At 73.4% G+C, this 9,825-nt stretch carries 10 protein-coding genes and 1 pseudogene; 2 read left to right on the forward strand and 9 right to left on the reverse strand.

What is annotated here, in order from left to right; genetic code table 11:
• Positions 1-32 precede the first annotated feature (32 nt).
• The 5 genes from GA0115234_RS14495 to GA0115234_RS14515 all read right to left on the reverse strand — a co-directional run bounded on the left by GA0115234_RS14495 (position 33) and on the right by GA0115234_RS14515 (position 4,788).
• Entirely contained in the window at positions 33-812 is a 780-nt protein-coding gene (locus tag GA0115234_RS14495; protein ID WP_093541579.1) for a hypothetical protein, read from the reverse strand.
• Between the two features lie 77 nt (positions 813-889).
• On the reverse strand, positions 890-2,635 hold the full coding sequence (recN, locus tag GA0115234_RS14500) for a DNA repair protein RecN (RefSeq protein WP_176729161.1): 1,746 nt from the start codon (positions 2,633-2,635) through the stop codon (positions 890-892).
• Between the two features lie 107 nt (positions 2,636-2,742).
• Positions 2,743-3,648 (reverse strand): NAD kinase, encoded by a 906-nt coding sequence (locus GA0115234_RS14505; RefSeq protein WP_093541583.1) that lies wholly within the window; start codon positions 3,646-3,648, stop codon positions 2,743-2,745.
• Positions 3,645-4,460, reverse strand: coding sequence for a TlyA family RNA methyltransferase (locus GA0115234_RS14510; RefSeq protein WP_093541585.1), 816 nt, complete (start codon positions 4,458-4,460; stop codon positions 3,645-3,647). Before GA0115234_RS14510 ends, GA0115234_RS14505 begins: the two co-directional genes overlap by 4 nt.
• Positions 4,461-4,467: 7 nt before the next feature.
• Positions 4,468-4,788: a hypothetical protein gene (locus GA0115234_RS14515; RefSeq protein ID WP_176729162.1), complete on the reverse strand. Its 321-nt coding sequence runs from the start codon at positions 4,786-4,788 to the stop codon at positions 4,468-4,470.
• Between the two features lie 43 nt (positions 4,789-4,831).
• On the opposite strand from GA0115234_RS14515, the gene GA0115234_RS14520 reads away from it, so the two are divergent.
• Complete coding sequence (locus GA0115234_RS14520; protein ID WP_093541586.1) at positions 4,832-5,179, forward strand: SCP2 sterol-binding domain-containing protein; 348 nt, start codon at positions 4,832-4,834, stop codon at positions 5,177-5,179.
• Between the two features lie 28 nt (positions 5,180-5,207).
• Here GA0115234_RS14520 and GA0115234_RS14525 read toward each other — a convergent pair whose 3' ends face one another.
• Both GA0115234_RS14525 and GA0115234_RS14530 read right to left on the reverse strand, forming a co-directional pair.
• Complete coding sequence (locus GA0115234_RS14525) at positions 5,208-6,050, reverse strand: ABC transporter ATP-binding protein (protein ID WP_093541588.1); 843 nt, start codon at positions 6,048-6,050, stop codon at positions 5,208-5,210.
• Positions 6,051-6,201: 151 nt separating this feature from the next.
• Positions 6,202-7,230, reverse strand: coding sequence for an HAD hydrolase-like protein (locus GA0115234_RS14530; protein WP_093541589.1), 1,029 nt, complete (start codon positions 7,228-7,230; stop codon positions 6,202-6,204).
• Positions 7,231-7,301: 71 nt separating this feature from the next.
• On the opposite strand from GA0115234_RS14530, the gene GA0115234_RS14535 reads away from it, so the two are divergent.
• On the forward strand, positions 7,302-8,579 hold the full coding sequence (locus tag GA0115234_RS14535) for a DUF1015 domain-containing protein (RefSeq protein WP_093541591.1): 1,278 nt from the start codon (positions 7,302-7,304) through the stop codon (positions 8,577-8,579).
• Between the two features lie 70 nt (positions 8,580-8,649).
• On the opposite strand, the gene GA0115234_RS14540 is transcribed toward GA0115234_RS14535, so the two are convergent.
• Positions 8,650-9,384: a tetratricopeptide repeat protein gene (locus tag GA0115234_RS14540; RefSeq protein WP_202553657.1), complete on the reverse strand. Its 735-nt coding sequence runs from the start codon at positions 9,382-9,384 to the stop codon at positions 8,650-8,652.
• A pseudogene (locus GA0115234_RS42325) lies at positions 9,384-9,825 on the reverse strand (hypothetical protein); the annotation flags it as partial. The gene GA0115234_RS14540 and the pseudogene GA0115234_RS42325, both read right to left, overlap by 1 nt.

Consider the following 9,825-nt stretch of genomic DNA (forward strand, 5'->3'; position numbering starts at 1 on the left):
GAAAGGGGCGCCCTGTTGTCCGGCCCGCGCCGTCAGCGGTCCGACAGCACCCGAACGGCCCGGCTGATCCGGTCCCCGTACGCCGCCGCCGCGACCAGCCCCGCGGCGTGCGCGACGAGTCCGGCCCGGCCGCGCCCCACCGCGATCGCGACCCCGAGCGCGGCCCCCAGGGCATGGACCCCGGTGTCCCCGAACATGGTCCGCTCCCCCAGGTCGTCGGCGACGAGCGCGGCCACGGCACCCATGGGTGCGGCGGCGAGCCCGGCCCCCGGCAGTCCGGGGGCACCGAGGGCGAGGACGGTGGCGGCGGCCACGCCGGGCCGCACGTCCACCAGATTGACGAGATGGGCGGTTCCGGCGATCACGACCCCGGCGAGCACCCGGTCGACGGGCCGCTCCTCGACCAGCGCGCCGGCCACGAGCCCGGCACCCCCGATCCCGAGAAGCTTCACCGCACCGCTGGTCACCTCGCCGTCCCGCAGCGCCCCCAGATGGGCACGGAACCCCCGGCGCGGATCGTCCGCACCGATGAGGTCGTCGTACGCACCGCAGCCACCGGCCGCCAGTACGGCGAGCAGGGCGGCGCACCGGGTACGGGCCGGCAGCGGGAGCACGGCCGTTCCGGCAGCGGCACCGAGGACGGCGGCCGGACCCGCGTACAGATCGACGGTACGGCCCGCGTAGTTGGTGCGCTGCCGCCACGTGCGCTGCCGCTGCGGGCGCGGGCGGGACCGCAGCGCCCGGTACACACCTCCCGCGACGGCGGCGGCGACGGCACCGGACACCATGGTCCTGCTGAACGCTGCTCCCATGCGCGCCAGAGTACAAAGCGGCCCGCCGGGGCCTCCCCGGCGGGCCGCTGTGGCGGTCGGGCGGGAGCCCGTGCCCGCTATCCGTCCGAGCGCGCCGCGGCCAGCAGCTCCTCCGCATGGGCCCGTGCCGTCTGGGAGTCCTCCTGGCCCGCGAGCATCCGGGACAGCTCCCGCACCCGGTCCTCGCCCTCCAGGACCGTGACCCCACTGCTGGTCACCGACCCGTCGACGGTCTTCTCGACCAGCAGCTGCCGGTCCGCGAAGGCCGCCACCTGGGGCAGATGCGTGACGACGACGACCTGGGCGGACCTGGCGAGCTTCGCCAGCCGCCGCCCGACCTCGACCGCGGCCTTGCCGCCGACGCCCGCGTCGACCTCGTCGAAGAGGTACGTGGGTACGGGGTCGGCGCCCGCGAAGACCACCTCGACGGCGAGCATCACCCGGGACAGCTCACCGCCCGACGCGCCCTTGGCGATCGGCCGCGGCTGGGCGCCCGGGTGCGGAGCCAGCAGCAGCTCGACCTCGTCGGCGCCGGACGGTCCGTAGACCACGCTCCGCCCGTCGATCTCGATGCCGGACGCCTCGTCGGCCGCCTCGGTCTGCCGGATGTCGAAGGAGACCCGGGCGTGCGGCATGGCCAGCGAGGCCAGCTCCGCGGTCACCGCTTCGGCGAAGAGCGCGGCCGCCCGGTTGCGCGCGTCGGTCAACGCCTGTCCGAGGCCGGAGAGTTCGGCCCGCAGCGCGTCGCGTTCGGCCGTCAGCTCGCCGATCCGGTCGTCGTCGCCCTCCAGCTCGGTGAGCCGGGCGGCGCCCTCCTGGGCCCAGGCGAGCACGGCGCCGATGTCCTCGCCGTATTTCCGGGTGAGCGCGGTGAGCGCCGCGCGCCGCTCCTCCACCGCGGCCAGCCGCCGCGGATCGGCGTCCAACTGGTCGGCGTACCCGGCCAGTTCGCCCGCCACGTCGGAGAGCAGGATCGAGATCTCGCCGATCCGGTCGGCGAGCGCCGCCAGCGCCGGATCGTGGGCGCGCACGGCGTCCAGAGAGCGCCCGGCGGCCGCGACGACGGTCGTCGCGTCGACGCCCTCCGGGTCCTCCGGATCGCCCGCGAGTGCGGTGTGCGCGAGGGCCGCGGCGGAGGCGAGCGCTTCCGCGTGGCCGAGCCGCTCGGCCTCGGCGGCGAGGTCGACGTCCTCCCCGGCCAGAGGTTCGACCGCGGCGATCTCGCCCAGCCCGAAGCGCAGCAGATCGGCTTCCTGGGCGCGCTCCCGGGCCCGCGTCGTCAGCTCGTCGAGCTCCGTGACGACCGCCCGCAGCCGCCGGTAGGCCGTCGCGTACTCGGCGTGCGGCACGGCGACGCCGTCGCCCGCGTATCGGTCGAGGGCCTGTCGCTGCCGGGCGGGCTTGAGCAGCCCCTGCTGGTCGGTCTGGCCGTGCACGGCGACGAGTTCGTCGGCGAGTTCGGCGAGCACCCCGACCGGCACGGACCGGCCGCCGAGATGCGCCCGGGAGCGCCCCTCCGCGGAGACGGTACGGCTGATCAGCAGCGCGCCGTCCTCGATCTCGGCCCCGGCCTCCTCGGCCCGCAGGGCGACGGTGTCGCCGCCGGACACGGTGATCCGCCCCTCGACGACGGCGGCCTTCGCCCCGATCCGTACCAGGGCGGGGTCGGCGCGTCCGCCGAGCAGCAGCCCCAGACTGGTGACGACCATGGTCTTGCCCGCGCCGGTCTCGCCCGTCACCGCGGTGAAACCGGGTGACAGCTCCACCACCGCGTCGTCGATGACTCCGAGCGACCGTATCCGCATCTCCTCCAACACGGACACGACCTTACGAGGTCCGGACCCCGATGTGCGACGGACCCCGCCCCCGGGGCCCGCTCTCCCGGGTATCCGCACAGCATGCGCCACACCTGCGGGGGAATGTCCGCCGGTCAGTGCGGTGCGCCCCGCCACCCGGAGACCGGCAGTGCGAATTTAGCGACCAGCCGGTCGGTGAACGAGGCGTGGTGCAGCCGCGCCAGCCGTACGGGCACCGCGCCGCGCCGCACCTCGACCCGCGCTCCCGCGGGCAGTTCCACGGTCCTGCGCCCGTCGCACCACAGCACCCCGTGCGGGGTGTGCTGCTGGACCTCGACGGCGAGCACCGAGGTCGGGGAGGTCACCAGCGGCTTGGCGAACAGCGCGTGGGCGCTGATCGGCACCATGAGCAGCGCCTCGACCTCGGGCCAGACGACGGGACCGCCCGCCGAGAAGGCGTAGGCGGTCGATCCGGTCGGGGTCGCGCAGACGATTCCGTCGCAGCCGAACCCGGTCACGGGGCGGCCGTCGATCTCCAGGACCACCTCCAGCATCCGCTCGGGCGACATCTTCTGGACGGCTGCCTCGTTGAGCGCCCAGTCGGTGTGGACGATGTCGCCGTTGCTGTGCACCACGACGTCGAGCGTCATGCGCTCCTCGACCTGGTAGGCCCGGGTGACGACCCGGTCGACGACCTTGTCCAGGTCGTCCCGCTCGGCCTCGGCGAGGAAGCCGACCCGGCCGAGGTTGACGCCGAGCATCGGCACCCCGGAGGCGCGCGAGAACTCGGCGCCGCGCAGCAGCGTCCCGTCCCCGCCGAGCACGATCAGCAGTTCACAGCCGTCCACGGCCTTGGGCGTGGTGTCCGTGACCGTCTCCACGGACGGAGGCAGCGGCAGGTCGGCCGCCTCGGTGGCCAGCACCCGGACGCCGAGGCCGCTGCGCAGCAGCCCCTGTACGACCAGTTCGGCGCTGCGGATCGCGGCCGGGCGGCCGGTGTGCGCCAGAAGAAAGACAGTTCGTGCCGCATTCGTCGTCAACGAGGCCCCTCCGCCACTGCACGGTCGACATCCGCGGGATCCAGCTCAGGTGCTCCGGCCCGCAGCCAGAGAAAGTACTCGACGTTTCCCGAGGGCCCCGGCAGCGGGCTCGCCGTCACCCCCCGTACTCCGAGGCCCAGCGCCCAGGCCCGGCGGGCCACTTCACGGACCGCTTCGGCCCGCAGCTCGGGGCTGCGCACCACACCGCCGCTGCCGAGCCGTTCCCGGCCGACCTCGAACTGCGGCTTGACCATGAGGACCAGGTCCGCGTCGGGGGCGGCGCAGCGCGCCAGGGCGGGCAGGACGAGGCCCAGCGGGATGAACGACAGGTCGCCGACCACCAGGTCCACCGGCTGTCCGTCGATCGCCTCCAGCGTCAACTCCCGCACGTTGGTACGGTCCTTGACGGTGACGCGTTCATCGGACTGGAGCGACCAGGCGAGCTGTCCGTATCCGACGTCGACGGCGACGACATGGGCGACGCCGGCCCGCAGCAGTACATCGGTGAAGCCTCCGGTCGACGCCCCGGCGTCCAGCGCCCGCCGTCCCTCGGCCTCCAGCCCGAGGGGCACGAAGGCGGCGAGGGCGCCCGCGAGCTTGTGCCCGCCGCGCGAGACGTACCCGGGGTCGCTGTCGTCCTCGGTCACGACGACGGCGGCGCTGGTCTCCACCTGGGTGGCGGGTTTGGTCGCGGTGTTCCCGCCGACGGTCACCCGCCCGGCGGCGATCAGCTGGCTCGCGTGCTCGCGTGAGCGTGCGAGCTTGCGGTGTACCAGCTCGGCGTCGAGGCGGCGGCGTGCCACTCTTGCCACGTTCGGTTCAGCTCCTGTTGTTGTGCGGGGGCACCGGTGCGGGTGCGGGCCTGGCGTCCAGCGCGGTCAGCGTTTCGCGCAGCCCGCGGTGTACATCCTCATACACCTCGATGTGTCCGTCGGCCGGGAGGTGGTCCGCATCGGCGAGACGCTCCAGCTCCGCGTCCACCCCGGCGTCGCCGGTGGGGGTGCGTGCGACGCCGAGGGGCGCGGGCGCGGCGGGGTCGAGCGCGGCGGCGGGGGCCGGGCCCTCGCCGGACGGGTCCGCCACCCCGCTCCCGGGCACTGTTCCGGCCGCCGTTCCCGGTTCCGGCATCGAGTCGCTCATGCGGGAAACGCTACCGCGAAGGGCTGCGGTACCGTCGATCACAATGGCGACCATGGCGGAGTGCCGCAGCGCACTCGACAGACTTTCCGACAGCCTCGCGGGGGCCGACGGCGACGTGCGCAGCGCGGCAGCCCTCGACCGCTCGCTGAGCTGCCACATCAAGGACCTCGACATCACCTTCACGGGGCGGCTGGCCGATGGCCGGATCCGGGTCCTGGACACGGTCGAGGGACCGCCCCGTGAGAAGGCCGAGATCCGGCTCGCGATGACCGGCGACGACCTGGTGGCCATGGTGGACGGCGAGCTGAACTTCGCCAGGGCGTGGGGTTCGGGCCGGGTCCGGCTGGAGGCCGGTTTCCGCGATCTGCTGAGGCTCAAGTCGCTGCTGTAGCCGGGGCGGCCTTCCGCCCACCGCCCGTTCAGCCCCCGGCCGGTGCTCCGGCGACCGCCCTGCCCCGCGCATCCGCCCCGTCGCCGCGCGGCCTGCGCGCGGCCGGCACCACCAGCGGAGTCCCGGTCTCCGGGTCGTCGATGACCTGACAGCGCAGCCCGAAGACCCGCTCCACCAGCTCCGCGGTGACGACCTCGCCCGGCGCCCCCTCGGCGATCACCTCGCCCTCCCGCATCGCGATGAGGTGGGTGGCGTACCGCGCGGCGTGGTTCAGATCGTGCAGGACGGCCACCAGGGTGCGCCCCTGGGTCTCGTGCAGCTCCGCGCAGAGGTCGAGCACCTCGATCTGGTGCTGGATGTCGAGATATGTCGTGGGCTCGTCGAGCAGCAGCAGCGGTGTCTGCTGGGCGAGCGCCATGGCGATCCAGACCCGCTGCCGCTGCCCGCCGGACAGTTCGTCGACATAGCGATCGGCGAGCGCACCGACCCCGGTCGCCACCATCGATTCGTCGACAATGCGTTCGTCGTCCGGCGACCACTGGCGCAGCAGCCCCTGGTGCGGGTACCGGCCTCGCCCGACGAGGTCGGCGACGGTGATCCCGTCCGGCGCGATGGAGGACTGCGGCAGCAGCCCCAGTGTCCTGGCGACCTTCTTCGCCGGCATCCCGTGGATCGTCCGCCCGTCCAGGAGCACCCGCCCGCTGTCCGGCTTCAGCATCCGCGCCAGCGCACGCAACAGGGTCGATTTGCCGCAGGCGTTGGGGCCGACGATCACCGTGAACGAGTTGTCGGGGATCTCGACCGAGAGATTCTCCGCGATGACTCGCTGGTCGTAGCCGAGGGTCACCGAGTCCGCGGTGAGGCGCTGCATGGTCGTACTCCCGGAGTCGGAGGTGATGGGGTGCGGTACGACGACACACCGATCAGGACGACGACGACACACCGAGCAAGTTAGGTTAGCCTACCCTCCCTCGTTCTGAGGGTGCCGGGAGCCTGGTACCGAGGGTGCCGGGAGCCTCCCGCTACAGCCCCAGCCTGGCGACCGCCTTGCCCGCGTCCAGCCCGCAGGAGCCGTCCCCGGCGTACGACCAGGCCGCCCCGCAGAGCGCCCGCAGCCCGTCGAGCACGTCCCCGTCCCCCGCCAGCCCCAGCGCGTCCCCGCGCACCGAGGCCGTCCACCCCCCGCACCCGAAGCCCTCGCCGCTCTCCGCCACCTCGGGCTGCCCGGTCAGCAGCCCCCGCAGATCCGCGTCCACGTACGTCGGCCGGTGCTTCGGCGGGGCGGCGACCAGCTGGGCCGCGTCCGTGACCCCGGTGAGCACCAGCAGGGAGTCCACCCCGCCGTTGAACGCGCCCTCGATGTCCGTGTCCAGCCGGTCGCCGACCACCAGCGGGCGCCGGGCCCCGGTCCGCAGCACCGTCTCCCGGTGCATCGGCGGCAGCGGCTTCCCGGCGACCTGCGGCTCGGCCCCGGTGGCGATCCGTACGACCTCCACCGCGGCGCCGTTGCCCGGTGCGATCCCCCGGGCGCTCGGGATCGTCAGATCCGTGTTGGACGCGAACCACGGCACCCCGCGCGCGATCGCGTACGCGGCCTCGGCGAACCGCCCCCACACCATGTCGGGCCCGCCGTACCCCTGCGCCACCGCGACCGGCTCGTCGTCCGCCGATTCCACCGGCACCAGACCGCGCTCCCGCAGCGCGACCCGCAGCCCCTCGCCGCCCACGACCAGCACCCGGGCCCCGGCGGGCAGCTGGTCGGCCATCAGCCGGGCGACCGCCTGCGCCGAGGTGATCACATCCGCGGGCTCCGCCGGAACACCGAGTTCGGTCAGGTGCCCGGCCACCGCGGCCGGGGTCCGCAGGGCGTTGTTGGTGACGTACGCCAGGTGCATTCCGCCGTCCCGCGCCGCCCTCAGCGAGTCGACGGCATGGACGATCGCGTGGCCACCCGCGTACACCACCCCGTCGAGATCGAGCAGCGCCGTGTCGTACGCCTCGTTCAACACGGTACTGCTGCCGCTGGGCCTGGTCCTGCTCGGCTGACTCATTCTTTGCGCTCCTCGTTCCATGCTTCTGTCCCGATCATCGCGCATCCCGGCCGCACACATACGATGCAGAAATGAACACATCAGGTCCGGCCGGCCAGGGACTGCGTCTGATTCCGTTCCGTGGACTGCGGTACGTCCCCGAGCGGGTCGGCAGTCTCGCTGCGGTGACCTCGCCGCCGTACGACGTCGTCGTACGCCCCGACGGGCTGCACCACCTGGAGTCGGCGGATCCGCACAACATCGTCCGGCTGATACTTCCGCAGGCGGACACCGCCGCGGCCCGCCACGAGCAGGCGGCGCAGACCCTGCACCGCTGGCTGGCCGAGGGCGTCCTCGCACCGGACAGCGAGCCCGCTCTGTACGTCTACGAGCAGCGCAACGACGAGATCCTGCAACGCGGCGTCGTCGGCGCGCTGGCGCTCTCCGCCCCCGCGGACGGCATCGTCCTGCCGCACGAGGACGTGATGGCCCATGTCGTGGAGGACCGGGCCGACCTGATGCGCACCACGGCCGCCCATTTCGAGCCGCTGCTGCTCACCTACCGCAGCGACGGTGGCGGCTCGGGCGCGACCGCCGTCATCGAGCGGACCACGGACCGCCCGCCGCTGCTCGCCACCACCACCGAGGACGGCTACCGCCACCGGCTCTGGGCGGTCACCGACCCGGCCGACCGGGCCGAGATCGAGACCGATCTCGCCCATCACCAGGCCCTGATCGCCGACGGCCACCACCGCTGGGCCACCTACCTCCGCCTTCAGCAGGAGCACACCGCGCCGGGCCCCTGGGACTTCGGCCTGGTCCTCCTCGTCGACACGGCCCGCTACCCGCTCCGGGTCCGCGCCATACACCGGCTGCTGCACGGTCTCCCGGTCGCCGACGCGCTCGCCGCGCTGGACGGCCTCTTCCGCGTCCGTGACCTGGCCGGGCCGCTCCCCCGGGCCCTGGAGGCACTGGCCGAGGCGTCCGCCGAGGGCAACGCGTTCCTGCTCGCCGGCGACGGCGGCTTCCATCTCATCGACCGCCCGGACCCCGGCCTGCTGTCCCGCACGGTTCCCGCCGACCGCCCGGCCGCCTGGCGGACCCTCGACGCGACGGTCCTGCACACGGCCCTGCTCGAACACGTCTGGCAGATCCCCGACACCCCGGAGCACATCGCGTACATCCACGACACCGCGGCCGCCGTGGAACAGGCCGAGCGCCACCACGCGACGGCGGTCCTGATGCATCCGGTACGCGAGGAGGTCGTCCGGGACCTCGCCCGGCAGGGCGTCACCATGCCCCGCAAGTCGACTTCCTTCGGCCCCAAGCCGGCCACCGGCCTGGTTCTGCGGAGCCTCGACCTCGACTGATCCCGCCGGCAGCGGAACCGGCAACGAAAAAGGGCGGCACCCCTCCCGGAGTGCCGCCCTCTCTCATGCCTTACGCCTCGAACGTACGGCCCTTGTCCTCGTCCCCGTCCGCGCGGTTGTCGTCCGCCGCGTCTGCGACCGGTTCCGGGATCACGCCGTCGTCGTCCCCGTCGTCCTCCCCGTCCTCGTCGAGGGCATCGACGAACTCGACACCGTCCATCTCGGCGAGCCGGTCGGACGCGTCGGTGGAGCCGTCCTTGTCGGCCTCCAGCGCCTTCCCGAACCACTCGCGCGCCTCGTCCTCGCGCCCGGCCGCCAGCAGCGCGTCGGCGTACGCGTAGCGCAGCCGGGCCGTCCACGAGTGCACGGCGTTCGACGCGAGCTCGGAGCTCTGCAGCGTGACGATGGCCGCGTCGAGCTGCCCCATGTCGCGACGGGCCCCGGCAGCCACCAGGCGCATCTCGACCTGCCCGGCCTTGTCGAGCTTCTGCACCTCGGGTTCGCCGGCCATGGCCATCGCCCGCTCGGGCCGCCCGAGTCCGCGCTCGCAGTCGGCCATGACGGGCCACAGCTCCACGGACCCGGTCATCCGCTTGGCGGCCCGGAACTCCGCCAGCGCCTCCGAGTACTTCTGCGTGGCATACGCGGCGAATCCCGCCGCCTCACGCACCGCAGCCACCCGCGAGGCCAGCCGGAGCGCGATCCGCGCATACGCGTACGCCTGCTCCGGGTCCTCGTCGATCAGCCGGGCCACCATGACGAGGTTGCGCGAGACGTCCTCGGCCAGGGTCTTCGGCAGGCTCATCAGCTCCTGCCGCACATCCTTGTCGATCTCGTTGCCGGTGACGTCCTCGGGGATCGGGAGCCGCTTGATGGGCTCGCGGTCCCGGTCGTCCCGCCGCTCGTACCCACCACGGTCGTCGCGCCCGCGGTAGCCGCCCCGGCCGCCACGATCGTCCCGCTGCCCGCTGTATCCGCCACCACGGTTGTCGTCACGACGGTTGTCATCGCGTCGGAATCCACCGCCAGAGCCCCCACCACGGTTGTCATCACGGCGGTAGCCGCCGCCACGGTTGTCGTCGTCACGACGGGGGCCACGCGGCCGGTCATCACGCCGCTCGAACCCACCCGCAGGACGCCCACCACGGTCATCATCCCGACGCGGACCACGGAACCCACCACGGTCATCATCCCGACGCGGACCACGGAACCCACCACGGTCATCATCCCGACGCGGACCACGGAA

The organism is Streptomyces sp. DvalAA-43 (assembly GCF_900091725.1).
Taxonomy (GTDB): domain Bacteria; phylum Actinomycetota; class Actinomycetes; order Streptomycetales; family Streptomycetaceae; genus Streptomyces; species Streptomyces pulveraceus.

Coding starts and splice junctions, on each gene's coding strand:
- GA0115234_RS14495 (WP_093541579.1), bottom strand. CDS start 812: ATGGGAGCAGCGTTCAGCAGGACCATGGTGTCCGGTGCCGTCGCCGCC.
- GA0115234_RS14515 (WP_176729162.1), bottom strand. CDS start 4,788: ATGAGCGACTCGATGCCGGAACCGGGAACGGCGGCCGGAACAGTGCCC.
- GA0115234_RS14520 (WP_093541586.1), top strand. CDS start 4,832: ATGGCGACCATGGCGGAGTGCCGCAGCGCACTCGACAGACTTTCCGAC.
- GA0115234_RS14525 (WP_093541588.1), bottom strand. CDS start 6,050: ATGCAGCGCCTCACCGCGGACTCGGTGACCCTCGGCTACGACCAGCGA.
- GA0115234_RS14530 (WP_093541589.1), bottom strand. CDS start 7,230: ATGAGTCAGCCGAGCAGGACCAGGCCCAGCGGCAGCAGTACCGTGTTG.
- GA0115234_RS14535 (WP_093541591.1), top strand. CDS start 7,302: ATGAACACATCAGGTCCGGCCGGCCAGGGACTGCGTCTGATTCCGTTC.
- GA0115234_RS14540 (WP_202553657.1), bottom strand. CDS start 9,384: ATGAGCCTGCCGAAGACCCTGGCCGAGGACGTCTCGCGCAACCTCGTC.